This window comes from Hwanghaeella sp. LZ110 (assembly GCF_048892525.1).
In the GTDB taxonomy this organism is placed as follows: Bacteria; Pseudomonadota; Alphaproteobacteria; order UBA8366; family Aestuariispiraceae; genus Pacificispira.
Map to the genome: position 1 here is coordinate 476,924 of NZ_JBLZHT010000003.1, position 25,348 is coordinate 502,271.

Genomic DNA, 25,348 nt, shown 5'->3' on the forward strand with positions numbered 1-25,348 from the left:
CGCGCGTCCCGTCGCTGTGCCACAGAATTGTGACAAAGTGACGGTCGCGACAAATATTCCCGACGATCCTCAGACTTTTGCGTCGTCTTGTGCCGGTGCGTCTTCTGCTGCGGCCTCTTCCACAGCAGGGGCTGCCGTTTCTTCTGCAACAGGAGCCTCAGCCGATTCTGCTTCCAGGGCAGGTTCAACAGCAGGTTCAGCCGCCGCACCCAGATCAACACCCGAAGCCGTCATCGATTCCTGCAATCCACCCAGAACCGCACCCGCGACCAGATCGCAGTACAGGTTAATGGCGCGCATGGCATCATCGTTGCCCGGTACCGGGAAGGTCACGCCATCTGGATCAGAATTGGAATCGAGGATCGCAATAACCGGAATATTCAGGTTGTTGGCTTCCTTGATCGCAATTGATTCCTTGTTGGTATCGACGATGAAGATAACGTCCGGGACGTTGCTCATGTCCTTGATACCGCCCAGGGCGCGATCCAGCTTTTCCTTTTCGCGTTCCAGACCCAGGCGCTCGCGCTTGGTCAGGCCTTGCAGGTTTGCTTCGTCTTCGAACTGGGATTCCAGAGTCTTCAGACGCTTGATTGAATTTGCGATTGTCTTCCAGTTGGTCAGCATGCCGCCCAACCAACGGTGATTGACATAGTACTGACCGCATTTCAGGGCGTTTTCAGCCACGATGGACTGTGCCTGACGCTTGGTGCCGACGAACAGCACGCGACCGCCAGCAGCAGCAACACGGCCGACTTCTTCCAGCGCGCGGGTCAGCATTGGAACAGACTGTTCCAGGTCAATGATATGAATGCCATTGCGTTCGCCAAAGATGAACGGTTTCATCTTCGGGTTCCAGCGACGGGTGGTGTGTCCGAAATGGACGCCAGCTTCAAGCAACTGACGCATGGTAAAAGTTGGCACGGCCATAAAATGGCTCCTTTGCTTCTCCGGTTGATCCTCCACGAAGCCTTGGTTAGCCAGGATTTTATCCCCTGGCACCGGACGGAACGGACCCTATGACGGCCACATCCCGGAAGCTCCGTGTGTGTGTTGAGCGCGGCTATAAACCGCCACCCCTTAGAATGCAAGCAAACTTGTGACGATTATGCTCCGTCCGTGCTTTCCTGTTGGCGGCGCCACATCGCGGCATAGACACCATCGGATGTCACAAGATCCGCATGCGTGCCACGCTCCACCACCCGGCCCGCATCCATCACCAGGATTTCATCGGCATCAACGACGGTCGACAGACGGTGTGCGATGACCAGCGTTGTGCGGCCCTGACTGACCTCCCGCAGGGATTTCTGGATTTCCCGCTCGGTTGCGGTGTCCAGGGCGGATGTTGCCTCATCAAACAACAGGATGCGCGGCCCTTTCAGGATTGCCCGCGCGATTGCGACGCGCTGCTTTTCGCCGCCGGATAACTTCAGACCGCGTTCACCAACCATGCTGTGATAGCCATCCGGCAGGCTTTCAATAAATTCATGAATACGTGCCAGCTTGGCCGCCGCCTGAACCTCTTCGCGGCTGGCGGTTGGGCGACCATAGGCAATGTTGTATTCAATGGTATCGTTGAACAGGACAGTATCTTGGGGGACAATTCCAATAGCGGCACGCACGCTGTGCTGCGTTGCGTCGCGCAAATCGACACCATCCAGCGTCACAGAGCCGGCGCTGGGATCATAGAACCGGAGTAACAATCGGCTGATCGTCGATTTCCCGGCCCCGGATGGTCCGACAATCGCCAGGGTTTTGCCCGGCGTGACTGTGAAATCCACCCCTTTCAGAATCGGGCGACGGGGATCATAGCCGAAATCCACCGATTGAAACCGCAACACCCCTTCTGGATTTTCAAGCGTAACCGCGGCCGGCTTGTCCAGAACCTCGAAAGGAACGCCCATCAGTTGGAACATATCTTCCATATCCGTCAGACTCTGGCGGATCTGACGATAAACGAACCCCAGGAAGTTAAGCGGCAGATAAAGCTGAATCAGATAGGTATTCACCAGAACAAAATCACCCAATGTCAGCTCGCTCGCAGCAACCCCATTGGCAGCCATCAACATCAGGGCAACCAGTCCCACGGCAATGATGGCCCCCTGCCCGACATTTACCACTGACAAGCTGGTAATTGAGCGTACCGCCGCATTCTCATAGCGCTGCAGGGCATGGTCATAGCGCCGGGCCTCGTGCCCCTCATTGCCAAAATATTTGACGGTTTCATAATTCAGCAGGCTATCGATGGCCTTGGTATTGGCGACGGTATCGCTTTCATTCATCTGGCGCCGATATTTCAACCGCCATTCCGTCACCAACAGCGTGTAAGCGATATAGCCAACGATCGTCACAAAGGTGACAAGCGCATAGCTGATATCAAAAAGGCCCCACAGAATGCCACAGACCATGCCAATTTCCAGCAAGGTCGGAATGATATTAAACAGCATGAAGGACAGGACGAATTCGATGCCCTTGGTCCCCCGCTCTATCACTCGCGACAGACCGCCGGTCTGACGTTCCAAATGAAAACGCAGACTCAGGCCGTGCAGATGTTCGAATGTCTTCAGGGCGACCGTGCGGATGGCATTCTGGGCGACACGGGAAAACAACGCTTCCCGCAATTCCTGAAACAGCACCGCCATCAGGCGCATCAATCCATAACCCAACAGTAAGGCAACCGGAATGGCCGCAATGCCAGCGCCCGTCGCGACCGCCGCTGTGGTTGATGTACTTGTATCCATAGTTTTGGAGAGCTTATCGAGCGCATCCACCGCATCGCGGTAGAACAGGGGCACCCAGACATTGGCGACCTTTGCCAAAGCCAGCGCACCCATGGCCGCAATCACGCGCAGCTTTATCCCGGTGCGATTCTTTGGCCATAAATAAGGAACGACCGACAACAGTGTCTTGAAGTGAACACGGCGTTTCGCATTCTTGGGCTTGCTGTCGGATTGCATCATATTCTTTCGATAAGGTGGCGTGGTCGGTATAGCAAGTGGCATCGACGTGCTTGAAAGGCAATTGCCTGCATTGCAATGATACAAGCCGGGCGGTAGTTTTACGTCAGAAAACGCAAAAGCCGCAAAGGGATGTTATTTATGTCGATCAAGACACTGCTGGTTCACCTTGCACCCGACCCTGATCGAGAAACACGATTAAAGGCGGCGGTTGGTATCGCCAAACAGTTGGATGCCCATTTAATTGCCCTGTATGTGGCGATGCCTGTCCATATGCCAGCCGGTGCCGAAGGACGTGGCGCCTCCTCGCTTTATCTGCACGAGGCGCGGTCTGCGGCTAAGGAAAAGGCCGGTGCGATTGAAGCGCAGGTCCGGGAATTTTGTGACTCGGCTGGGATCTCTTGGGAATGGGCCTATGGCGAGGAAGATCATTTAGAACACTTGCTGGAAGAAGTGTATCACGTTGATCTGACGATCCTGAACCAGGTCAGTTTTGATAATTTTGAAGACCGTCTGATTTATCAGTTACCGGAAAAACTGGTGATGGGCGCCGGTGGCCCCGTTCTGGTCTTGCCAAAGGGGGTGGATCAGGTGGATCTGAAATCCTTCGATTCGGTTCTGATCGCCTGGACTTATTCAAAGGAAGCCATTCGGGCGTTGCGTGACTCCCTGCCGATGATTGAAAAGGCGAAGCATGTGAAACTGTTCACCTGTGGCAAAGCGCCGAAAGTTGGCGAAGATCTGGCAAAGCCAGTCCTGGAATATCTGGCGCGCCGGGGGATCAAAGCGGACCATATCAATCACTCCCGCTCCGGCCATGCTGGTGAGGAGATTCTGGATCTGGCCGATGAGGTAAAGGCCGATCTGATTGTGATGGGGGCCTATGGTCACAGTTCCATGCTGGACAAGCTGTTCGGCTCCGCCAGTCGCTATGTGATAGGGCATTCAAAGGTGCCCCTGTTGATGTCGCATTGATTCCGCGATTAACCGTACTGCTGTCGCACCGCCAGTCTGGTCTTATTTAGACAAAGAACAGAATGGTGATCAGCCCGAATATCGGCAGCAGGATCAGGCCCGACCACAGCATATACCCAAAGAAACTGGGCATTGGAATCCCGCGCTCTTCTGCAATAGACCGGACCATGAAGTTCGGGGCATTCCCGATATAGGTATTGGCCCCCATGAAGACCGCCCCGGCGGAAATTGCCAGCAACGTATTCGCCATCGGTCCCATCAGGGCCTCCGGGTCGCCACCTGCGGTATTGAAGAATACAAGATAGGTCGGCGCATTATCTAGGAAGCTGGACAGGACTCCCGTAGCCCAGAAATACATCGTATTCACAGGTTCCCCGTTATGGGTGACCAGCGATACGACCGGTTCCAATGCGCCCGCAGTCCCTGCCTTCAGAATAGCAATTGCGGGGATGATTGTGATGAATATTCCTGCGAACAGCTTTGCGACTTCCAGAATGGGAAACCAGCTAAAGCCATTGGCTTCGCGGCTTTGCCGGGATGTCAGAATCCAGGACAAAACAGCCAGGCCCAGCAGGGCGACGTCCCGAACGAGGCTCTGCAAATCAATGGTCACATGATAAATTTCGAAATCAATGCCCGGCTTCCAAATTCCGGAAATCAGCACAGAGGCGACAACACCGGCCAATAGCAGGATATTGATCCCCCCTTCCAACCGGATCGGATGGCGATCTTCCTCAGCCGGGGTTTCCACATGCAACCCTTCCTTCTGTTCCTTGCGATACAGATAGCTATCAACAAAGAAATAACCAACCAACAGAATGCTGGCCGCTACGACCATGGGCAGGAACATATGGACAGTCGGCCAGAAGAAAGAGACCCCCTTCAGAAAACCCAAAAACAGGGGTGGGTCCCCTAAAGGCGTTAAGGACCCGCCGATATTGGCAACCAGAAAGATAAAGAAAACAACAGTATGGACCTGATGTTTGCGGGTTTCATTTGCCCGGATCAAGGGCCGGATCAGCAGCATCGCCGCCCCGGTTGTCCCCATGATGCTGGCGATGAATGTGCCAATCAACAAGATCCCCACATTCACAATTGGCGCCCCTTGCAGATACCCTTTCACCCGCACGCCGCCCGCAACCGTGAACAAGGATAACAGCAGGATGATAAAGGGGATGTATTCCAGGGACATGACATGGACCAGCTCAAACAAGGCCAATTCAAAGCCATAGAAGATCGTAAATGGAATCAGGAACAACAGCGCCCAGAAGGCGGAAATCTTGCCAAAATTATGATGCCAGATATTCGGCGCAACCAATGGGAATAGTGCGATTGACAACAGAATCCCAACAAAGGGAACAATCCAAAGAAGCTGTAAATCCGCACCGTTCAAATGCGGTACCCCTTCACCCGCCGCAAAGGCCGGCCCGATAAACGCCGTCAGAAGATAAACGGCAGCGCCGCCAATCGTTGATAGACCAATCCTGTTTGAAATCAGCACCGCATTCATACCCTCTGGACCGTTGTTTCTGGTCACGCCCCCCTGTCAGGCGCTTATGTGATGGTCTTTGTGTCTAATACCCTTGTTCCAATAGATCAAGTCGACCGGGATGCCGCTTCCCGCTCTGCATCTTCCTCTTCAAGGCTGGGTGAAGAATCGGCGCGGGGATCCAATTCAACGGCCGCGGGGGTAGATTTTGGCACCGGCTGAAAGCCTTCGCCGGATGGTTCGATCCGCCCCGGGCGTTGACGCATCCGAAACAGGATGTAACAGCCCATGCCGCCATGCACCGCTGCTGTCCACCAGAACAGGGAGTGATAATCAAACAAATCCATCAGGGTTGCCGCAGGCAGGGCCCCGATCAAGGCACCAACCCCATACAGCAACAGCAAGCCACCACTGGTGGACACAAAATCTTCTGGTTCCGCTCGATCCCCGGCATGGGCGACAAGAATGGCATAAATTGACTGTGCGAATGCGCCATAGACAGCCGCCACGGCCAGGGTCAGAACGACACCATTGATAAAGGACAGCGCAAGTCCCAACGTCGCCGCGCCGAAGAAACAAATCAGGACGGGTATACGGCGATCCAGCTTATCCGACAGCCAACCGATCGGCCATTGCAGGACCGCATTGCCCAGAATTACAGCGGTGATGAACATCCCGACCGTCTGGGTCGATAATCCGATCCCCTGAGCATAAAGGGGTGACAGGCTCCAAAAAGCACCATTGGCAAGCCCAACCCCCAAACACCCTAATGTCGCAACAGGGGACGTTCTATATAAAGGTCCCATTTTTAGTTTAGCGGTCCGCAGGGGGGCTGGTGTCTGTGAAGTGGTCAGCGCGATGGGGACCAATGACAGGCACACCACAATCGATGCGACCATAAACAGCGTGGAATCTTTCGCGGGAATAAAAATAAAGAGCTGCTGACTGGCAATTTGGGCGCCGATATAGCACAGGGTGTATAGTGCCAGCACCCGACCGCGATTGCTGGCCCCTGCCCGTTCATTCAGCCAGCTTTCCACGACCATGATCAGGCCGGCACCAACAACACCATAGATGAACCTGAAACCGATCCAGGCGACGGGGTTCAGAAACAGGATGAAACACAGGCTGCTGCTGGCAGCGATGGCGGCCATCGCCCCGAAGGCCCGGATATGCCCGACCCGGCGCACCAGCCAGGGCGTCAACTGGCACCCCAGAATAAACCCGATGAAATAGCCAGTCCCCATGCCCCCGACGAATATTGCGCTAAAGCCTTCCTGTCCTGCCCGCACCGGCAGCAATGTCCCCATCAGGGTGTTGCCACCGTACAAAAGCGCAATGCTTGCCAACAGTGCAAAGAAAGACCCGAAGACTCCGGGCATACGAAACTCCTCAATAGCAGGGCAGACTCCAGAATGGTGCGCCCATGCCCGCACTGTAAACAATCAAATCATGTCTGGGAAAGTCTTAGCTGGCTCCCTGCGACATTATCCCTGTCGCAGAACGGGCTTTGCAGAGGGCATCCATTTTCGCAGGATCCGCCCGTCGGAGGTTTTGACCTGAGCTTTGGGCTCCGGCTTTTGTGTAAAGTGCTGGGCGATCTGTTCAAATGGTATGACGGTTCCCGCTTCCTTGCGATAGGCACGGCGATAAACATCGTTATGGGTCATCATACGATTCAGATAGTCGGCGGAATGGTGGCCATATTTCCGCCAGATGCGATTTAGGAAATTATCCGCGACAGGCACCAGCTTGCGCATCATAATGGGCGGGCGGCTGTCTTCGAAGGCATGAAAGACTGTTGGTTCCGTCGGGCCGGTTTCTTCCGCAACAAAGGTGGCAGGCATGAACATCCGTCCATGGTTTTCCGCCGCATACAGGGCCTGAGTGATCCACAACAGACGTTGCAGCTTTTGCGCCGGCAAATGCAGATCATCGCGGCGCGATTGGTCAAAGAACCATAACGCCACGTCCAGCGCGGACGAAACAATCGGTACAGTCATGCCTATTTCGTCTCCCGATTTTCAAATCTGTTCTGAATTGGTATAGCAAATCGAGTGCCAAGTGGCGATATTGATACCTGAATCGAATGAACGCGACGAAATGAAAGGGATTATCTAATGGAAATGACTGGCGAGTATCGCATTCCAGCGGCGCGTGAAACCGTTTGGGAAGCGCTGAACGATCCGGAAGTCCTGAAAGCCTGTATCGCGGGCTGCCAATCCCTGGACCGCACCGAAGAAGGCGGCTTTGAAGCCACCGTCAAAGCAAAAGTCGGCCCGGTCAGCGCAACCTTCAAAGGGGCCGTTCGCCTGGAGAATGTGAATGCGCCGGAAAGCTACACCATCGTTGGGGAAGGCAAAGGCGGCGCAGCGGGCTTTGCGAAAGGGGGCGCCGATGTAAACCTGGTTGAAGAGGGCAGCGATACAATCCTGACCTATAAAGTGAATGCCCAGGTTGGTGGAAAACTGGCACAGATCGGCGCGCGCCTGGTTGATTCAACAGCCAAGAAATATGCGACAGATTTCTTCGATAAATTTGTCGTCATTGCGCAGGAACGCGATTCAGGGGCGGCTTCTGCGGCACCGGCAGCCCCTGCTGCTTCGGACACACCTGCAGACACCACACCGGAAGCCCCCGCAGAACCGGCAGAATCTGCCCCATCGCCTGAACCCGAAACGCATCAATCGGAAGCGGAACAGCCCCCCCGCCCTGCGCCAAAGGAAACGCCTGTTGATCGGGATGCGATCAAGGCAGAGGCGAAACGCGCAGCCGTCGACGCGGTGCATAAACAAACCGCCAAGCGCTGGGGGCTGACGCCAATGCAATGGATCATGATCCTGGTTCTGGTCATGTTGGGCCTGTCCCTGGTTTTTGGTGGCGAAGCCCCGATGCCTGGCGCGGGGAATTAGGGGTTCATCGATAACATTTCCCCAGGGGGCAGCCTGTCATCATGAATTCACAGGATTGTGGGTGCAACCGGACTTGACCGCACGCGCTGTCAGTTCCACACTCATTGGTAAGAACATGGCTCTTTATCGCCATGCATATCACGTCATAAGGGAGGACTAATCTATGCCATCCGTTTCAATGACGGTGAACGGAAAGCAGGTTTCTGGCACTGTTGAGCCCCGGACTCTGCTTGTCCAATTCATCCGTGAGAATCTTCATCTGACGGGAACGCATGTTGGCTGTGACACCAGCCAATGCGGGGCCTGTGTTGTTCATGTCGATGGGGCTTCGGTTAAATCCTGCGCCATGCTGGCCATAGAAGCCGATGGATCAACTGTCACGACCATTGAAGGTCTGGCTGGGAATGAAGATGTGCTGCACCCGATGCAGGAAGCCTTCCGGGACAATCACGGTCTGCAATGCGGTTTCTGTACGCCAGGGATGGTGATGAGCGCGATTGACCTTGTGAACAACAACCCGTCCCCATCCGAACATGAAATCCGCGACTGGCTGGAAGGCAATATCTGCCGCTGTACCGGCTATCATAACATCGTGAAATCCATTGCCGCCGGCGCGGCCGCGATGAAAGGTCAAAAGGCTGCCGCAGAGTAGCCGCAGAAAGAGGAGCGTTAGGACTATTCGCGCGCCAAAAGAGAACGGCATAAATGTTCCGGCGCAGCAAACAGGCAGTCCCGTATCGTCGGGATCACCCAAGGGAGAAACGTCATGAGTGCTACTGGGATCGGCGCCTCTGTGAAGCGCAAAGAGGATTTCCGCTTTTTAACCGGACGCGGCAATTACACGGACGACATCAATCAACCCAATCAAACCTACGCGTACATCCTGCGCAGCCCGCATGCGCATGCCAAGATCAAGGGCATTGATACCGCAGCGGCAAAAACTGCCCCGGGCGTTGTCGCGGTCTTCACGGGCGAGGATATGCAGGTTGGGTCCATCCCGTGCGGCTGGGGCGTGAACAATAAAGACGGCAGCCCAATGAACGAGCCGTTCCACCCTGCCCTGGCACAGGGCAAGGTCCGCCATGTCGGCGATCAGGTCGCTGTTATTATCGCTGAGACCTATTCCCAGGCAAAAGATGCGGCAGAACTGATCGAAGTCGATTATGAGGAGTTGCCTGCCGTCACCAATACCGAAAAAGCCATCGCCCCCGGCGCGCCACTGGTTCATGACGACGCTGCGCCCAACAATATGTGCTATGACTGGGAATTGGGCGACGAAGCCGAAGTGGATGCGGAATTTAAGAATGCCGCCCATGTTGTCTCTATTGATCTAACCAACAACCGCCTTGTTCCAAATGCGATGGAACCCCGTGCAGCCGTTGGGGATTATAACAAAGGCACCGGCGAATATACCCTGTACACCACCAGCCAGAATCCACATGTGATCCGGCTGTTGATGGGCGCATTCGTGCTGCAATTGCCAGAACATAAATTGCGCGTTGTCGCCCCGGATGTCGGTGGCGGATTCGGATCGAAGATTTATCATTATGCCGAAGAAGCGATTGTCACCTGGGCTGCTGGAAAAGTCCGTCGCCCGATCAAATGGACGGCGGAACGGTCCGAAAGCTTCCTGTCGGATGCGCATGGTCGCGACCATATCTCTCATGCCGACCTGGCGCTGGATGCGGACGGTAAATTCCTGGGGTTGAAGGTTTATACAAAGGCGAATATGGGGGCCTATCTTTCCACTTTCGCAACCTGTGTACCGACATATCTGTATGCCACATTGTTGGCGGGCGTCTATACAACGCCCAAGATCTACGTCAATGTGAAGGCGATCTTCACCAACACCGTGCCCGTCGATGCCTATCGCGGTGCCGGTCGCCCCGAAGCAACCTATCTGCTGGAGCGTTTGGTGACCAAGGCTGCCAAGCAACTGGGCATGGATCAGGTTGCCATTCGGCAAAAGAACTTCATCCCCGCCGATGCCTTCCCCTATCAGACACCAGTTGCCCTGCAATATGACAGCGGCGATTACGAGGCGACCCTGAAAAAGGCGATGGAACTGTCGAAATGGAATGACTTCCCCCAACGCAAGGCAGAGGCCGCCAAACGCGGTAAACTGCGTGGCATAGGAATCTCCACCTATCTGGAAGCCTGTGGTATCGCCCCTTCGGCGGTGGTTGGATCACTCGGAGCCCGCGCTGGACTTTTCGAATCGGCCAATGTCCGCGTGCACCCGACGGGATCGGTTTCGATCTATACCGGGTCCCACAGCCATGGTCAGGGACACGAAACAACCTTTGCACAACTGGTTTCGGAAACCCTTGGTATCCCCTTAGAAAATATCAATATTGAACACGGGGATACGAACCGTATCGCATTTGGGATGGGAACATACGGCTCCCGCTCTCTCGCGGTCGGCGGCGAGGCCATCATGAAGGCTTTGGGCAAGGTCGTGGATAAGGCCAGCAAAATCGCCGCTCATCTGATGGAAGCCTCCCCCGAGGATGTTGAATTCAAGGATGGCAAATTCACGGTTGCGGGCACGGATAAGGAAGTTGATTTCGGGACGGTCGCATTGACCGCCTATGTGCCCCACAACTATCCCCATGAAACGCTGGAGCCGGGTCTGGAAGAAAATGCCTTCTATGACCCGATGAACTTCACCTATCCAGGTGGATGCCATATCTGCGAAGTGGAAATCGATCCGGATACCGGCACGATTGAGGTGATTAACATGACCGCTGTTGATGATGTCGGACGGGTCATCAATCCAATGATCGTCGAAGGACAGATCCATGGCGGTTTGGCCCAGGGTATCGGCCAGGCCCTGCTGGAAGCCTGTGAATATGATGACAATGGACAGCTCACATCGGGCTCCTACATGGATTACTGCATGCCTCGCGCGGATAATCTGCCGAATTTTGTGGCTACGACCGAATCCACACTATGCGCCCATAACTCATTGGGCGTTAAAGGGTGCGGGGAAGTTGGTGCCATCGGGTCCCCGCCAGCGGTTATCAACGCTGTTCTGGACGCCCTGCATGAGCTTGGGGTAGAGGATATCTCCATGCCCGCAACACCGCAGAAAATCTGGCAGGCAATTCAGGCCGCCTCCATGCCTGCCGCGGCCGAATAAGCCCGGCGCGGATAAGAAAGGAAGACAATCATGTACGAATTTTCCTATCACAAGCCCAGTTCTGTTGCGGATGCAGCACAGGCAATGGGCTCGGCGGATGATCCAAAGATCCTGGCGGGGGGCCAAACCCTGCTGCCGACAATGAAGCAACGGCTTGCCTCCCCCACGGATGTCATCTCCTTGCGGGGATGTCGGGATCTGGTTGGAATATCCTCTGAGGGGTCAACGGTTACCATCGGGGCTATGACGACCCATGCCGCCGTTGCAAATTCTGCGGATGTCCAAAAGGCAATCCCAGCCCTAGCCGCGTTGGCTGGTAATATCGGTGATGCGCAAGTGCGCAATCGCGGCACGATTGGGGGCTCACTGGCCAATAATGATCCAGCAGCGGATTATCCTGCCGCTGCTCTGGCGCTTGGGGCGACGATTGTCACCACCAAGCGGGAATTGTCAGCGGACAATTTTTTCACCGGCATGTTTGAAACCGCGCTTGAAGAGGATGAGATCATCACTTCTATCCGCTTCCCGGTTCCGCAGGCGGCTGCCTATGCCAAATTCGACAACCCGGCCTCTCGCTATGCCCTGGTAGGCGTTTTTTATGCCAAGACATCCGATGGGCCCCGGGTTGCAATCACCGGCGCTGGGCAGGGTGGTGTTTTCCGGTCGACAGAGATCGAAGACCAGATTGCCGCTGGCAAAACCCCTGACAGCAGTAGCATTAATGAAGGCGATCTGAATGCCGACATTCACGCATCCGCAGCCTATCGCAAGCATTTGATTGGGGTTATGGCCAAACGCGCTGTTGCGGCGGCGGGTTAATCCAATCGACAAACTTGATGTAAAGCGGCCCTGCTTCGGTGATACGCGGCGGGGCCGTTCCTTTTCCAGCCCTTTCTTTTTTCTGCATAGGTCGGCAAAGTACCTGGATGGACATATCCACTGGATCCTTACCATGCAGCCTTACCGGTTTTTCCTTCTCTTCCTGACTGTGTGGGTGATTGCCAGCACACATGCGACCGCCCAAAGCGTTGCGCAGACAGTTGCCCAGCGGGAAGTTCTTTGTCGGGCAGCGGACACGGCGGCAGAAGTACGCCTCAGCGCCTGTGGCAGCCTGATTGAAGGGGCCGTCTATACCAACCTGTCGGATTACGCCGTGACGCATTTCAATCGGGGAATGGCCCTGGCGCAAACTGGCGCCTTGGAGGCCGCAATGACAGATCTGGACACGGCGCTGGATTACGATCCCTATTTTTATCAGGCCTATATTCAGCGCGGCACGGTGCTTTTATCCAGGGACGAGCCCTATCGCGCCATTCTGGATTTCAGCGTGGCGGCAGGATTAGAACCCTTAATCGCAGAACCTTATGCCAATCGCGCCCTGGCCTTGTTTGCCAACAAGGAATATGCAGCAGCCCTGAAGGACCTGGAGACCGCCCTGAAGTTCGATCCGACCAACACAGCGGCGCGACGCTCCCTGGCTTGGATGCTGTCGGTTGTACCGGATAAAACGCTGCGGGATGGACCCCGTGCCATCAGCTTGATCGATGGTGGTCAACAGGCACAGACCGATCAGGTCGTCTTTGCTGCTGCGCAGGCAGAATCCGGTGATATCGATGGCGCCCTGCAAACCTATCAGGTGCTGGCAGGGCAAGATCCCCGTGCCGCGCAACGGTTTCAAACGTATCTTATGGCCGCTGGATATTATCAGGGACCGATTGACGGGAAATTCTCCCCCGAACTGGAAGCCGCGCTGAAACAATGCCTGCAGGCGGGCTGCCGCATCGGTGGACCGATGGCTCGTCCATGACCCCGACCCCCGAAAATGAATTGAAAGTTGGCGAACGGCTGGTGGAGGAGGAACCACCACCGGGTCCCGGCCTGCTGTATTGGTTGGGGCGGGGATTAAGGACGGCCCTGATCGTGCTTGTCGTCCTGTGTCTATTAATAGGATTGGGCTGGTTGTTTCGGTTGCCCATCGCGAATGCGATCCTGCCAAAGGTCCTGGAATCTTATTTAGATCAACCCGTTACACTGAACATCACACAAATAGAATTATCAGACGTAACGATTGAAAATATTGCTGTTTTGAATGGCCCCAGCATTGCGACCCTGCAATTGACCCCCAATTTATCCCTGACCGATGGGGTCTATCTGAATTCCATATCCTTGGCGGATCTGCGCGCCGATATTCATGTGACCGATACGGGCGGCACAGAAATACAGGGACTGGAAGCGCTGTTCACCCCCCAGTCATCCACGCAGTCGGATAGCACCCTGCCCCAGATACCCATTCGGCGCATTGATGTTTCTGGCATACAAATTCAGGCAACGACCCCGATTGGCCCGCAACTGTTAAGCGGCAGTCTGGCGATGGTGCTTGAGAATGCGCCTTCCCTGATGCCAATGACCCTGGATGCCCGCCTGAATGCGCCAGACAGCCAAAGCGCGCTTCTGGCGACGGTTACAGCCGGTCCCCGTGGATTGGTCGCCGATACCACACTGGATTTGTCACTGGGCCATTGGCTGCCCTTCCTGCCTGCCATTCAGGCTGCAACGGGTCGAACAACGGCCAGTCTGGCCCTGTCCAGTGGCCCCCTGAATATGGCCCAGATTGAAGAAATGGGCCTGCCCGGTCTGATGGCGGCATTGACAGGATCTGCAGAGATTGCCTGGTCCGGCGCAACAATCAAACCCGATGATTGGTCCCTTCTTACTCTTGAAGACGGCCTTGCACGGTTAATGATTGAAGGTGGGCGCGCCCAGGTCCGCCTACCAACCCCGATTGAAATTGACAGCGGGCCAATTCCTGGCCCTCTGCGTCAGTCCCTGCCCGACAGCTTGAAGACTTATGGGGATGGCAATCCACAAATTACTGTCACCCAGAAAGAAGAAATGCCCGCCCTGGTTCTCAGACCCGATGCGGGCGGCGGCTGGGCCACCGACTTTGCTCTGGATGCCAGTTTCGCCCTAGGGCCGTTTTCAGCCCAGATCACACCGGAAAGCCTGAGCTTAAACGACAGTTTCACGCCCGATACACTGTCCATCACAACCGCCAGCATCGATATGGTACGGGGCCTTGATCTGCCGCGTCAGATTACCGGCCATCTTGAAACCGGCCACCTGGATATCATCCTGCCGCTGCTGCTGTCTGATCCATTAACGCATCCCGCTTTTGATATCCCCTATCAGGCGGATGTGACGGTTTATGGGGATATCCTGCCACCAATATGGGCCCGATCTGCTGCCCTGAAATCCACCGGCACGGCCCGATTGCGCCAAGGTTTAACAGGGTTGGACATGACCATTGATCGGGGCAGTCAATTGAAACTGGACGGATTGACCGGAACGGGGGATGTGCGCCTGTCACCGCAATTGCGCCTGGATGTCGCGGGGCGCGATCCAATGTCGGCAGGGATGGATTTTACTGACCCATTCAACAGCCTGACGGTTCAGGGGGCGTTCCGACTTGGCGCGCTCAGCCTCGCCATTCCCGGTGCCGATCCGCCGCTTTCCCTGAACCTGGATCGGCAACCGGTCTCCCTGCGCTATCAGAAAGGCGCGGCAACCCTGGCCCTGGGTCCGGTGGATGTCACAATCCCGGAACGAAATGCCGGGCTCAGCCGTGCTGTTCTGCACCTGGATATCGGCGGACGATCAGATGGCACCCAATCCGGAACCGCCACGCTGTCGGCGGAGGGTATTTTGTTTGCCGGAAAACCGATCCTGCCAGGGCGCATGACCGCCAGCATGGCAATTAGCCAGGCCATGAATGGCACCATATCCATCGATGGCCCGATCTCTCTGGCCGAAGGGCGCGTGACCACCAGTTTATCTGCGGAACATACGCGCGATGGCAATAGTCATATTTCCCTGGAAACGGCCCCGATACAGTTTGGTGCGGAAAACCTGACGCTTGGGGACATCCTGCCACCGTCCTTGTTGGGTGCGGATCAAGCGATGCCCAATGTAACCGGGCAAATTGATGCTGCGCTGGATTTAAAATACTCCCCCGCCGGACAATCCGGAACAATGACGGTCAATTTGGCTGACATCGGTGTCATGGATGCAGAAATGGGCGCAAAGGCCATCAATGGCACGCTGCGGTTCGACATGGCCCATCCTGGCGCGACGCAGGGCCAGCAAGTTCTGACCGGCACTGCCATAGCGCCTGGACTGCCGGAAATGCCCAGCACAATTGCCTTTTCCGTGGATGATGCGCGCCTTGTTCATATCAAAGAAGCCACCTTGGATCTTTTCGGGGGGCAGTTCGCACTGATCGACACGCAACTGGATCCTGCCCAGGTCAGCTTGAACGGCACTCTGCGCCTGCGCCGTGTTAACCTGTCCACCGCCCTGAAGCACTTGGAAATAGAGGGTGTTGAAGGAACGGGGACAATTTCCGGTCTGATACCGGTGCGTGTCACAGGTGGGGATGTCATCCTGAAAGACGGCAGTCTTGCAGCGGAAGGCGGCGGCGTTTTGAAAATCGACAATGAAACCGTCAATCAAGCGCTGGCGAGTGATCAAGAGCAGGTTCAACTGCTGACACAGACCCTGAAGGACTTCCATTACGATGGGTTGACGGCGACAGTTGTGCTGCCCGCCGGACAGAATGGAACGATTGGCTTATCGCTGAGCGGTCGTAACCCGGAAGTGATGGACGGGCACCCATTCGTCATTAATGTCAATTTAGAAAGTGATTTCAGGAACTTATTTCGTATTCTTCTGGCATTCATGGATGCGTATGGCTCCGTGCTTGACAAAGCAAAGCTCCCATCGCCCTGATCTTGCCCTTTTCTAAAGTTATAAATCAGTTGTAGAGTCCCTTTACAGATTGTCACTGCATACGATCGGATAAAAACCCCGTGTTTATGGCCCCCGGAAAATTTGGCCTTGCCGCCGCCCTGCTGAGCGTATCGCTTGCATCGGCCTGCACGCCGACCGTCCAATTGGAGGCTCCACGTGAGCCAATCACCATTAATCTAAACGTCAAGCTGGACGCCGATGTCCGCTTACGGCTGATCAAAGAGGCGCAAGAAGATGTTAAGCAAAATCCAATATTCTAACGCCCGACCCGCTGCGCTTTGGTCTCGCCGCTCTGCGATGGTTGCCTTCGCAGCCCTGATGTTTGCCGGAACCCTGCTGTTTGCCCAATTGCCAAATGCGCTGGCCGCTGATTCGCTGGACGGTCCGCGATCTGCTGGCACGGTGGGAGAGCGCTATGATGGCTATGCCGTTGTGCGCGAGGGCGCAGGGGGCGATGTCCAACAGCTTGTCGCCTCCATCAATGCCAAGCGCAAAGAATTCTACCAATCCAAGGCGAATGAGCAGGGCGTGGACATCACTGCAATCCAGGTCATTTATGCCAAGGCCATCTATGACAAGGCCCCCAGCGGCTGGTGGTTCCTGACCGAAAGTGGCTGGGTTCAGAAATAACCCGCACGGCTATCTGGGACCATCAAATCGGTTGAGGCGTATGCCCGGAACCCTATATCGTAGGGTACTGGTTCTATATTACGTGAGGTTTTATGTCTGGCACCCTTCCCCAATCTGTTGATGAAACACAGAAAATGCTGTCTGACGGGCGCTATGTAGCAGATCGTTCCCTGTCGACCGCGCTGTTTCTGTCCTTAAAGCTGCATCGGCCCCTTTTCCTGGAAGGCGAAGCTGGAACTGGAAAGACGGAGATTGCGAAGGTCTTGTCCGAGACATTGGACCGTCCCCTGATACGCCTACAATGCTATGAAGGGTTGGACATCGCCTCAGCCGTGTATGAATGGAATTATGCCCGCCAGATGATGGAAATCCGCCTGTCAGAGGCATCGGGCAGCGGGGATCGCGCCGCGTTGGAGGCGGACCTGTTTTCAGAGCGATTCCTGATCAAGCGACCTATCCTGCAAGCCTTGGAATCCGCAAAGAAAGGTAAGGCCCCGGTTCTGCTGATTGACGAATTGGATCGTACAGATGAACCTTTCGAGGCATTCTTGTTGGAAGTCCTGTCCGATTTTCAGGTCACCGTCCCGGAATTTGGCACGGTAAAGGCCGAAGAGCCGCCGCTGGTTGTCCTGACCTCTAACCGCACCCGTGAAATCCATGACGCGATCAAGCGGCGCTGTTTCTATTATTGGGTCGATTATCCAGACGCCGCGCGGGAATTGGCCATCCTGGCCCTGAAAGCCCCGGAAGCACCAGAGGCCCTGAGCCGCCAGATCGTCGCCTTTGTTCAGAAAATCCGGACCTTGGACCTGTTCAAACTGCCCGGTGTCGCGGAAACCATCGACTGGGCCCAGGCGCTGACACAGTTGGACCGTCTGGCGCTGGATCCAGACACAATAAACGATACCCTGGGTGCGCTGTTGAAATATCAGGACGATATCGCCCGCCTGCGCGGGTCAGAAGCCGCCCGCATTCTGGAAGAGGCGAAGGTCGAACTCGCCCAGGCGGGCTATGCGGCGTGACGGATCAGGCGCATCAACCTGTTGCCAATCTGGTTCTGGGCCATGCCGATGGCGGTCGACTGGCTGAAAACATCATGCATTTCGGGCGCGTGCTGCGGGCTGCGGGCCTGCCTGTGGGTCCTGGAAAAGTGCTGGACGCGATTGAAGCCGTCAGCACCGTTGGCGTCGACAGCAGGACAGATTTCTACTGGACCCTGCATGCCATATTCGTCAATCGCCGCGATCAGCGGGAAATCTTCGATCAGGCGTTTCACTTTTTCTGGAAGAACCCGAACCTGCTGGAAAAGGCTATGGCGATGCTGTTGCCCGCCATGAAGGGCGAACAGCAACCGGAAAAGGCGGAAATGTCGACCCGTCTGGCAGAAGCATTGTCAAAGGAACGTCCCCCTGCCCCGGAAAATGATGCGGACGAAGACGAGGATGAAGAATTCGACATTGATGCCAGCCTGACATTCTCCCGCAAGGAAGTCCTGACAGAAAAGGACTTTGAGAAGATGAATACGGCGGAAATGGAGGCCGCCCGCAAGGCGATCACCCGCATGCGATTGGCGTTTAATCCAGTGGCGACACGGCGGTTCTACGCAGACCCCAAGGGGCGGCGGACCGATTTGCGCGCCACCCTGCGCCGGGCCGCCCGAACCGGAGGGGACCTGGCGCAATTGAGCATGCGCAAGCGTCGCCGCCGGGTGCCGCCCCTGGTCATTCTGTGCGACATTTCCGGATCAATGGACCGCTATGCCCGCATGATGCTGCATTTCATCCATGCGCTGACCAATGATCGGGACCGGGTTTCCAGCTTTCTGTTCGGTACCAGACTGACCAACATCACCCGCACCATGCGGCGCAAGGACCCTGATGTCGCCATCGATCAATGTGCTGCGCAGGTGGAGGATTGGGCAGGCGGCACCCGCATCGGCGTCACCCTGGCCGAATTCAACCGCATCTGGTCCCGCCGGGTGATGACACAGGGACCGATCGTACTGCTGATCACAGATGGCCTGGACAGAGATGGCGCAAAAGGTCTGGAAGCAGAAATGGAACGCCTGCATAAATCCTGTCGCCAGTTGATCTGGCTGAACCCGCTGTTGCGCTGGGATGGGTATTCCCCCAAGGCAAGCGGGGCCAAGGCGATGATCCGAAATGTCGACAGCTTCCGCCCCATCCACAATCTGGACTCCCTTGAAAAACTGGCAGATGCTTTAAGCAAGGAAACCCCGGCGCAAAACCTGGCGCGATGGAAGGAGATGGCGGCATGAGTGATCCAATCGACCCCTTAACCCAGGCCAAGGAATGGCAGGACCGGGGGCTTAAAGTGGCCCTGGCGACGGTTGTGGAGACCTGGGGGTCGTCCCCTCGCCCGGCGGGCAGTCAATTGGTGGTCAATGAAGAGGCTGGCTTCGAAGGCTCCGTATCGGGTGGCTGTATCGAAGGGGCTGTGGTGACCGAAGCGCTGGATATTATGGATAGCGGCGTGCCTAAGCTGATGGAGTTTGGCGTATCGGATGCTATGGCTTGGGAGGTTGGACTGGCTTGCGGCGGCACGGTGCGGGTTTTCGTCGAAAAGTTGGAGGCCTAACGCCGCCATGAAACGATCCGTCCTGGAACAGTTACAAGCCGCCCGCGATGCCGTTCTGCCAACCGTGCTGATTACTCATCTGGCGGATGGTGCACAGGCATTGATCGTCAAGGGAGAGGTTGTCGCCGGGGATTTAGTGCCCGACACCGCGCTGAAGACCGCCGCCGATGACTGTCTGCGCCAGGATAAGTCCCGCACGGTGGATGGATATTTCCTGCAAATCTTTAACCCGCCGCTGCGGCTGATCGTTATTGGCGCGGTACATATTGCCCAGGCCCTGGTGCCTATGGCGACGCTGGCGGGCTATGCGGTGACTGTGATCGATCCGCGCGGTGCCTGGGCCAGCGAGGCCCGGTTCCCCGGCGTTAACGTCATTCAGGACTGGCCGGAAGAGGTCATGATCGCCCAAAAGCCGGACCGCCGCACCGCAATCGTGGCCCTGACCCATGATCCGAAACTGGATGATCCGGCCCTGGCCGTCGCCCTGAAATCAGACGCCTTCTATATTGGCGCATTGGGCAGCAAAAAGACCGCTACCGCCCGCGCAGAACGACTGAAGCAAAGCGGAAGTGATCCAGATGCCATCGCCGGTATTGACGGACCCATCGGATTAAATATCGGCGCGGTTTCCCCGGCTGAGATCGCGGTTTCCATCCTGGCGAAAATGACCCTGGCCCTGCGGGGGCCCAAGGGGGGCTGATGGAATTTGGTCCGGTTCCCTCAAATACAGCGGCAGGCGCCATCCTGGCCCATTCTATCCGGTTGCCTGGGCGTGCCCTGAAAAAGGGGCATTTGCTGACCTCAGATGATGCAGCAGCCCTGCAGCAGGCCGGCATTGAAACGGTCACTGTCTGTCGCCTGGATGCACAGGATGTGGCGGAAGATGCTGCTGCAGACAGCCTGGCAAAGGCTGCAACCGGCCATGGTTTGAGCCGCAGTTCCGCCTTTACCGGGCGGGTGAACCTGATTGCGCAACAGGATGGTATTCTGGTTTATGACGCCGCGCAGCTGGATTCGCTGAACCGAGTGGATGAGGGCATAACCTTTGCGGCCCTGCCCCCCTATAGTCGGGTTTCTGCACGTCAGATGGTCGCCACGGCCAAGATTATTCCCTTTGGCGTGCCCAATGCGGCGTTAAAGAGCGCGTGTCCCGAAGCCCCGATCTTTAACATCCAGCCGTTCCAACCGCTTTCCATCGGCCTTATTCAAACCGTCCTGCCCGGCGTGAAACCCAGTGTTCTGGATAAGACCGATCAGATCATGTCGGCACGGGCTGCAAGCCTTGGCACCACGCAAATAGCCCCTGCCCGCTGTGCCCATGATGAACAAGACCTGACGATCGCCCTGACCGCGATGGTTGCGGAAAATGTTGCACTCATCACCATTGTCGGGGCATCGGCGATTGTTGACCGTCGCGATGTGATTCCCGCGGCTATCACGCGATGTGGCGGAGAGATTGAGCATTTTGGCATGCCCGTCGATCCGGGCAACTTGCTGCTGCTGGGGCGGATAGGCGATGTACCTGTTATCGGCGCGCCGGGCTGTGTCCGCTCCCCCAAGCCCAATGGTTATGATTGGGTTCTGGAACGATTGGTTGCGGGCGTTCCGGTCGACGGATCCGGTATCATGGCGATGGGATCTGGTGGGTTTCTGAAGGAAATCCCCGTGCGGCCCCTGCCCCGTGCAGAAGCTGGCGCGACAAAACCCACCAGCCAAACGCCGCGCATTGCGGGTCTGATGCTGGCGGCCGGACAGTCCCGCCGCATGGGCAGCGCCAATAAATTACTGGAAGATTTGGACGGAAAGCCGATGCTGCGCCATTCCCTGGAAGCGCTGTCAGCATCACAGATCGACGGAATCACCGTCGTAACCGGACATCAGGCCGATCGGGTCCGGGCCTCTGTTTCGGACCTAGCGGTATCCTTCGCAGACAGTCCTGCCTATGCCAACGGACTGGCGGAAACAGTAAAGCGCGGTATCGCCGCCCTGCCGGAATCGGTGGATGGGGTTCTGATCTGCCTGGGGGATATGCCCCGGGTGAAGACCGAAACCCTGAACCGCCTGATCGCCGCCTTTGACCCCACGGAAGGGCGTGCAATCTGTGTTCCTGTCCATCAGGGAAAGCGCGGCAATCCGGTCCTTTTTGCACGACGGTTTTTTACCGAGATCATGGACTTATCCGGCGATACCGGGGCGAAGTCGCTGATCGGTGCCTATGAAGATCAGGTCGTAGAGATTGCCGTCGATGACCCCGGTGTATTGTTGGACCTGGACACGCCTGAAGCCCTAAATATGGCGCAAAATCGTTAGAAAAGTCGCTTGAGACGGGCCCCTTGCCGGTGTCATAGTCGCGCATCTTAAAATCTTCTAGCGAGAATGGGTGCAGTATGGCTGAGCAATTTGATGCGATTGTAATTGGGGCGGGCGTTATCGGGGCCGCTGTTGGATTGGAACTGACCCGCAAGGGATACAAGACCGTTAATATCGATAAGCTGCCTGCGGCAGGATATGGATCAACCTCTGGCTCCTGCGCCATTATTCGCACCTATTATTCCACCGTCGATGGCTCCGCCCTGGCTTATGAAGGGTATTATTACTGGAAGAACTGGCAGGCCTATCTGGGCCTGGATGATGGCGAAGACCTGGCCTATTTCCATGAGACCGGCACCATGGTGATGAAGGTCGAAGAAAACGGCTTTATGAAAAAAGCCATGAGCATCGCCGATGAAATTGGCGTTCCTTATGAGGAATGGACCAATGACGACATCCGCAAAAAAATGCCCCATTACGACCTGAACTGCTTTCATCCGCCCAAGCGACCCGACCAGGATGGTTTTGGGGAACCGACAGGCGGCGACGTCGGTGGGGCGGTTTTCTTCCCCAAGGGCGGCTATATCAACGATCCGCAACTGTCTGCACAGAACATTCGCAAAGCCGCTGAAAAGCTGGGGGGTAGCTTTAGGTTCAATGCGGAAATCACTGAAATCAGGAAGAATTCAGACGGTTCGATTGCTGGTATCACCTTAAAGGATGGCAGCCAGATTGATGCGCCCATCCTGGTCAATGTTGCCGGTCCTCATTCCGCCAAGGTGAATGCCATGGCCGGTGCGCTGGATGATATGAATGTGAAAACCCGCGCCCTGAAACAGGAAGTCACCCATGTCCCAATGCCAGTCGAAGGCTGGTATGAGAATGGGTTTGTCACCTCAGACAGCGACATCGCCTGTTACACCCGACCTGAAAAAGGCAATTTCCTGCTGATCGGGTCGGAAGATCCTCCCTGTGACACCCAGATCGAGGTCGATCCGGACAATTGGGACCGCAACTTCAGTGAACAATGGCGCATTCAGGCCTTGCGGGTCGCACAGCGCATCCCCTCGCTGGGCATTCCAAGCGTTATGAAGGGCATTACAGAGCTCTACGATGTCTCTGACGACTGGATCCCGATCTATGACAAATCCCAGGTGCCCGGCTTCTATATGGCGATTGGATCATCAGGCAATCAGTACAAGAACGCGCCTGTTGCCGGGAAAATGATGGCGGAACTGATCCACAAGGATCAGAACGGTCAGGATCATGACAAGGACCCCGTGATTTTCCACATGGACTATACCAATCGCGATCTGAATCTGGGATTCTTCTCCCGTCGGCGGGAAATCAACAAAGACAGCACCTTCTCTGTGCTGGGTTAAGGGTAAAAATGGCGCGGATGGTAGAGCTGATCCTGCGGGAAATCCCCTTCAAGGGCTATTTCCAGGTCAGCCGCTATCATCTGCGCCACAGTCAATTCAAAGGCGGCATGGGTCCCCGGATCAGCCGCGAAGTTTTTGAGCGGGGTCACGCCGTCTGTATCGTCCCCTATGATCCCATACGCGATGAAATAGCCTTGATTGAGCAATTCCGTCCGGGTGCCTATGCGGCAGGAGATCCTGATCCCTGGCTGATTGAGGTCGTGGCAGGCATAATTGATGCGAATGAAACGCTGGAAGATGTTGCGCGACGGGAATCATTGGAAGAAACCGGCCTGACAATCAGCGCATTAGACTATCTGGGCAAACATTACATGACGCCCGGCGGCAGTTCCGAATCTATCGCCATGTATGCCGGTTGTGCTGATTTCACGCAATTGGGCGGCCTTCACGGCATGGCAGATGAAGGCGAAGATATCCGGGTTTTCGCCGTCCCCGCCGGTGAAGCAATCGCCATGGTGCATGACAATCGGATCCGGAATGCGATGACAGCGCTGGCGCTTTTGCTGTTTGAATCGCGGCGTCAGGTCTTGCGTCAAGACTGGCATTAACCTATTTACCATTCTTCTGAGAGGGTATTTAGGAATTCACACAAAGGATCCGGATAATGACATTCCGCAGCGATTTCACCGATGCCGTGGGCAATACACCGCTGATTAAACTGAAACGTGCGTCTGAAGAAACAGGCTGCACCATTCTGGGTAAGGCGGAATTTCTCAATCCCGGTGGATCCGTGAAAGATCGTGCAGCGAAATACATCATCCTGGATGCGGAAGAACGCGGCGAATTGGAACCAGGCGGGTTGATTGTCGAAGGAACCGCGGGCAATACGGGCATCGGCCTGGCCAGTGTCGGAAATTCCCGTGGATATCGCACGCTGATCGTGATCCCGGAAACACAGAGCCAGGAAAAGAAAGACGCCCTGCGTCTGCTGGGCGCAGAGCTGGTGGAAAATATCGCCGTTCCTTTCAAAGATCCGCGCAACTATGTTCATACCGCGCAGCGCATTGCCGAAGAACGCAAGGCGACCGAACCGCATGGCGCGATTTATGCCAACCAATGGGATAACCTGTCCAATCGGGAAGCGCATATCCGCTCTACCGGCCCGGAAATCTGGGAACAGACCCAGGGAAAGATCGACGGTTTTTCCTGTGCCATGGGAACTGGCGGCACCCTTGCAGGGATGAGCCTGTTTCTGAAGAGCAAAAACAAGGATATCAAAATCGCTGCCGCCGATCCGATGGGGGCGGCAATGTATAACTGGATCAAGACCGGTGAATTGAAGGCGGAAGACGGCGGCTCCATCGCGGAAGGCATTGGCCAGGGCCGGATCACTGGCAATATCGATGGCGCGGTATTCGATGATGCCTATAAGATCACAGATGCCGAAGCCCTGCCCATCGTGCACCGTCTGTTGAAAGAAGAAGGCCTGTGCATGGGCCTGTCGACCGGCGTGAATATCGCGGGCGCAATCCGTCTGGCAAAGGACCTGGGGCCGGGCCATACCATCGTCACGATCCTGTGTGATTGGGGCCATCGCTATATGGGTAAGGTCTGGAACCCGACTTTCCTGAGCGAAAAAGGTCTTCCCGCGCCGGACTGGCTGTAAGGAAAGGTTGAAGGCCTCCGTTCATCCCGTCCAGGGCCGCATAGGGGACGTTCCACCTGCCGCTCCTGGCCCCCGAATCATGTCCGGGGGTGAAGATTATGCAAACAGCACCCGCATCCTGAGGAGCGAAGCGTCTCGAAGGGGAGCCTGATGGGTGAACCAGACTTGCGGTGCCTCCTTATTATGAGAGAAGGGCGGGGGCTCAGATGTCGTCATGAGGGCCAACGCACAAATCGAGCTTGCCGCCCTGGATCCCGGATCAAGTCCGGGATGACGAAGATATCGATAAAAGCACTCTCACCCTGAGGAGCGAAGCGTCTCGAAGGGTGAGCTTGCTGGACGCATCTGACTTACAGCCCCTCCTTCGAGACGGCGCGGTGCGCCTCCTCAGGATGAGGGTGGTGCGCAATTGCATACACCCGTCCCGATTTCTTCGCATCCTTTGCACCCTCTGCGGTTGATCTTCACCAGTCACCTCAGTCAT

The 25,348-nt window shown here is 56.0% G+C and carries 22 protein-coding genes; 17 read left to right on the forward strand and 5 right to left on the reverse strand.

Features of this window, described 5'->3' with window-relative positions; translation table 11 throughout:
* Positions 1–69: 69 nt before the first annotated feature.
* Positions 70–927: a 30S ribosomal protein S2 gene (gene rpsB, locus ACOSDM_RS08505; RefSeq protein ID WP_420724071.1), complete on the reverse strand. Its 858-nt coding sequence runs from the start codon at positions 925–927 to the stop codon at positions 70–72.
* Between the two features lie 176 nt (positions 928–1,103).
* Positions 1,104–2,957, reverse strand: a complete 1,854-nt coding sequence (locus ACOSDM_RS08510; protein WP_420724072.1) for an ABCB family ABC transporter ATP-binding protein/permease — start codon at positions 2,955–2,957, stop codon at positions 1,104–1,106.
* A gap of 138 nt (positions 2,958–3,095) precedes the next feature.
* On the opposite strand from ACOSDM_RS08510, the gene ACOSDM_RS08515 reads away from it, so the two are divergent.
* The gene (locus tag ACOSDM_RS08515; protein ID WP_420724073.1) at positions 3,096–3,929 is read left to right on the forward strand and encodes a universal stress protein; all 834 of its coding nucleotides are present in this window, start codon (positions 3,096–3,098) and stop codon (positions 3,927–3,929) included.
* Between the two features lie 46 nt (positions 3,930–3,975).
* On the opposite strand, the gene ACOSDM_RS08520 is transcribed toward ACOSDM_RS08515, so the two are convergent.
* Genes ACOSDM_RS08520 through ACOSDM_RS08530 form a run of 3 tightly spaced genes read right to left on the reverse strand, consistent with a single transcriptional unit; the run spans position 3,976 to position 7,421 of the window.
* A complete protein-coding gene (locus ACOSDM_RS08520) occupies positions 3,976–5,466 on the reverse strand; it encodes a sodium:proton antiporter (RefSeq protein ID WP_420724074.1) in 1,491 nt (496 codons plus the stop codon).
* Positions 5,467–5,525: 59 nt separating this feature from the next.
* Positions 5,526–6,854: an MFS transporter gene (locus ACOSDM_RS08525; protein WP_420724075.1), complete on the reverse strand. Its 1,329-nt coding sequence runs from the start codon at positions 6,852–6,854 to the stop codon at positions 5,526–5,528.
* Between the two features lie 51 nt (positions 6,855–6,905).
* Positions 6,906–7,421 carry a Panacea domain-containing protein gene (locus tag ACOSDM_RS08530; protein ID WP_420724076.1) on the reverse strand — a complete coding sequence of 172 codons (516 nt, stop codon included), beginning with the start codon at positions 7,419–7,421 and terminating at the stop codon, positions 6,906–6,908.
* A 117-nt stretch (positions 7,422–7,538) separates the two neighbouring features.
* On the opposite strand from ACOSDM_RS08530, the gene ACOSDM_RS08535 reads away from it, so the two are divergent.
* From ACOSDM_RS08535 to ACOSDM_RS08610, 16 genes are all read left to right on the forward strand, one after another.
* Positions 7,539–8,330, forward strand: a complete 792-nt coding sequence (locus ACOSDM_RS08535) for an SRPBCC domain-containing protein (protein ID WP_420724077.1) — start codon at positions 7,539–7,541, stop codon at positions 8,328–8,330.
* Positions 8,331–8,493: 163 nt separating this feature from the next.
* Complete coding sequence (locus tag ACOSDM_RS08540) at positions 8,494–8,982, forward strand: (2Fe-2S)-binding protein (RefSeq protein ID WP_420724078.1); 489 nt, start codon at positions 8,494–8,496, stop codon at positions 8,980–8,982.
* A 114-nt stretch (positions 8,983–9,096) separates the two neighbouring features.
* Positions 9,097–11,472, forward strand: coding sequence for a xanthine dehydrogenase family protein molybdopterin-binding subunit (locus tag ACOSDM_RS08545; protein ID WP_420724079.1), 2,376 nt, complete (start codon positions 9,097–9,099; stop codon positions 11,470–11,472).
* Between the two features lie 30 nt (positions 11,473–11,502).
* Positions 11,503–12,291, forward strand: a complete 789-nt coding sequence (locus tag ACOSDM_RS08550; protein ID WP_420724080.1) for an FAD binding domain-containing protein — start codon at positions 11,503–11,505, stop codon at positions 12,289–12,291.
* A 133-nt stretch (positions 12,292–12,424) separates the two neighbouring features.
* Entirely contained in the window at positions 12,425–13,279 is an 855-nt protein-coding gene (locus ACOSDM_RS08555; RefSeq protein ID WP_420724081.1) for a tetratricopeptide repeat protein, read from the forward strand.
* Positions 13,276–16,257 (forward strand): intermembrane phospholipid transport protein YdbH family protein, encoded by a 2,982-nt coding sequence (locus ACOSDM_RS08560; protein ID WP_420724082.1) that lies wholly within the window; start codon positions 13,276–13,278, stop codon positions 16,255–16,257. The genes ACOSDM_RS08555 and ACOSDM_RS08560 overlap by 4 nt, the downstream gene beginning before the upstream one ends.
* 86 nt (positions 16,258–16,343) lie before the next feature.
* Positions 16,344–16,538 (forward strand): YnbE family lipoprotein, encoded by a 195-nt coding sequence (locus ACOSDM_RS08565; RefSeq protein WP_420724083.1) that lies wholly within the window; start codon positions 16,344–16,346, stop codon positions 16,536–16,538.
* Positions 16,513–16,908: a YdbL family protein gene (locus ACOSDM_RS08570; protein WP_420724084.1), complete on the forward strand. Its 396-nt coding sequence runs from the start codon at positions 16,513–16,515 to the stop codon at positions 16,906–16,908. Before ACOSDM_RS08565 ends, ACOSDM_RS08570 begins: the two co-directional genes overlap by 26 nt.
* Before the next feature lie 92 nt (positions 16,909–17,000).
* Positions 17,001–17,930, forward strand: coding sequence for an AAA family ATPase (locus ACOSDM_RS08575; RefSeq protein ID WP_420724085.1), 930 nt, complete (start codon positions 17,001–17,003; stop codon positions 17,928–17,930).
* Positions 17,927–19,186 (forward strand): vWA domain-containing protein, encoded by a 1,260-nt coding sequence (locus ACOSDM_RS08580; RefSeq protein WP_420724086.1) that lies wholly within the window; start codon positions 17,927–17,929, stop codon positions 19,184–19,186. The genes ACOSDM_RS08575 and ACOSDM_RS08580 overlap by 4 nt, the downstream gene beginning before the upstream one ends.
* Complete coding sequence (locus ACOSDM_RS08585) at positions 19,183–19,506, forward strand: XdhC family protein (RefSeq protein ID WP_420724087.1); 324 nt, start codon at positions 19,183–19,185, stop codon at positions 19,504–19,506. The genes ACOSDM_RS08580 and ACOSDM_RS08585 overlap by 4 nt, the downstream gene beginning before the upstream one ends.
* Before the next feature lie 7 nt (positions 19,507–19,513).
* On the forward strand, positions 19,514–20,206 hold the full coding sequence (locus tag ACOSDM_RS08590; RefSeq protein WP_420724088.1) for an XdhC family protein: 693 nt from the start codon (positions 19,514–19,516) through the stop codon (positions 20,204–20,206).
* Positions 20,206–21,816 carry an NTP transferase domain-containing protein gene (locus tag ACOSDM_RS08595; protein ID WP_420724089.1) on the forward strand — a complete coding sequence of 537 codons (1,611 nt, stop codon included), beginning with the start codon at positions 20,206–20,208 and terminating at the stop codon, positions 21,814–21,816. Before ACOSDM_RS08590 ends, ACOSDM_RS08595 begins: the two co-directional genes overlap by 1 nt.
* Before the next feature lie 77 nt (positions 21,817–21,893).
* Entirely contained in the window at positions 21,894–23,198 is a 1,305-nt protein-coding gene (locus ACOSDM_RS08600) for an NAD(P)/FAD-dependent oxidoreductase (RefSeq protein ID WP_420724090.1), read from the forward strand.
* 8 nt (positions 23,199–23,206) lie between these two features.
* On the forward strand, positions 23,207–23,806 hold the full coding sequence (locus tag ACOSDM_RS08605) for an NUDIX domain-containing protein (protein WP_420724091.1): 600 nt from the start codon (positions 23,207–23,209) through the stop codon (positions 23,804–23,806).
* A gap of 56 nt (positions 23,807–23,862) precedes the next feature.
* On the forward strand, positions 23,863–24,864 hold the full coding sequence (locus tag ACOSDM_RS08610; RefSeq protein ID WP_420724092.1) for a cysteine synthase A: 1,002 nt from the start codon (positions 23,863–23,865) through the stop codon (positions 24,862–24,864).
* The last annotated feature ends 484 nt before the right edge of the window (positions 24,865–25,348 follow it).

Bases quoted from the DNA above. Each gene is read 5' to 3' on its own strand.
- ACOSDM_RS08510 (WP_420724072.1), bottom strand. From the start codon at position 2,957: ATGATGCAATCCGACAGCAAGCCCAAGAATGCGAAACGCCGTGTTCAC.
- ACOSDM_RS08590 (WP_420724088.1), top strand. From the start codon at position 19,514: ATGAAACGATCCGTCCTGGAACAGTTACAAGCCGCCCGCGATGCCGTT.
- ACOSDM_RS08535 (WP_420724077.1), top strand. From the start codon at position 7,539: ATGGAAATGACTGGCGAGTATCGCATTCCAGCGGCGCGTGAAACCGTT.
- ACOSDM_RS08550 (WP_420724080.1), top strand. From the start codon at position 11,503: ATGTACGAATTTTCCTATCACAAGCCCAGTTCTGTTGCGGATGCAGCA.
- ACOSDM_RS08610 (WP_420724092.1), top strand. From the start codon at position 23,863: ATGACATTCCGCAGCGATTTCACCGATGCCGTGGGCAATACACCGCTG.
- ACOSDM_RS08540 (WP_420724078.1), top strand. From the start codon at position 8,494: ATGCCATCCGTTTCAATGACGGTGAACGGAAAGCAGGTTTCTGGCACT.
- ACOSDM_RS08575 (WP_420724085.1), top strand. From the start codon at position 17,001: ATGTCTGGCACCCTTCCCCAATCTGTTGATGAAACACAGAAAATGCTG.
- ACOSDM_RS08515 (WP_420724073.1), top strand. From the start codon at position 3,096: ATGTCGATCAAGACACTGCTGGTTCACCTTGCACCCGACCCTGATCGA.
- ACOSDM_RS08570 (WP_420724084.1), top strand. From the start codon at position 16,513: ATGTTAAGCAAAATCCAATATTCTAACGCCCGACCCGCTGCGCTTTGG.
- rpsB (WP_420724071.1), bottom strand. From the start codon at position 927: ATGGCCGTGCCAACTTTTACCATGCGTCAGTTGCTTGAAGCTGGCGTC.
- ACOSDM_RS08585 (WP_420724087.1), top strand. From the start codon at position 19,183: ATGAGTGATCCAATCGACCCCTTAACCCAGGCCAAGGAATGGCAGGAC.
- ACOSDM_RS08530 (WP_420724076.1), bottom strand. From the start codon at position 7,421: ATGACTGTACCGATTGTTTCGTCCGCGCTGGACGTGGCGTTATGGTTC.
- ACOSDM_RS08600 (WP_420724090.1), top strand. From the start codon at position 21,894: ATGGCTGAGCAATTTGATGCGATTGTAATTGGGGCGGGCGTTATCGGG.
- ACOSDM_RS08560 (WP_420724082.1), top strand. From the start codon at position 13,276: ATGACCCCGACCCCCGAAAATGAATTGAAAGTTGGCGAACGGCTGGTG.
- ACOSDM_RS08605 (WP_420724091.1), top strand. From the start codon at position 23,207: ATGGCGCGGATGGTAGAGCTGATCCTGCGGGAAATCCCCTTCAAGGGC.
- ACOSDM_RS08555 (WP_420724081.1), top strand. From the start codon at position 12,425: ATGCAGCCTTACCGGTTTTTCCTTCTCTTCCTGACTGTGTGGGTGATT.
- ACOSDM_RS08595 (WP_420724089.1), top strand. From the start codon at position 20,206: ATGGAATTTGGTCCGGTTCCCTCAAATACAGCGGCAGGCGCCATCCTG.
- ACOSDM_RS08545 (WP_420724079.1), top strand. From the start codon at position 9,097: ATGAGTGCTACTGGGATCGGCGCCTCTGTGAAGCGCAAAGAGGATTTC.
- ACOSDM_RS08565 (WP_420724083.1), top strand. From the start codon at position 16,344: ATGGCCCCCGGAAAATTTGGCCTTGCCGCCGCCCTGCTGAGCGTATCG.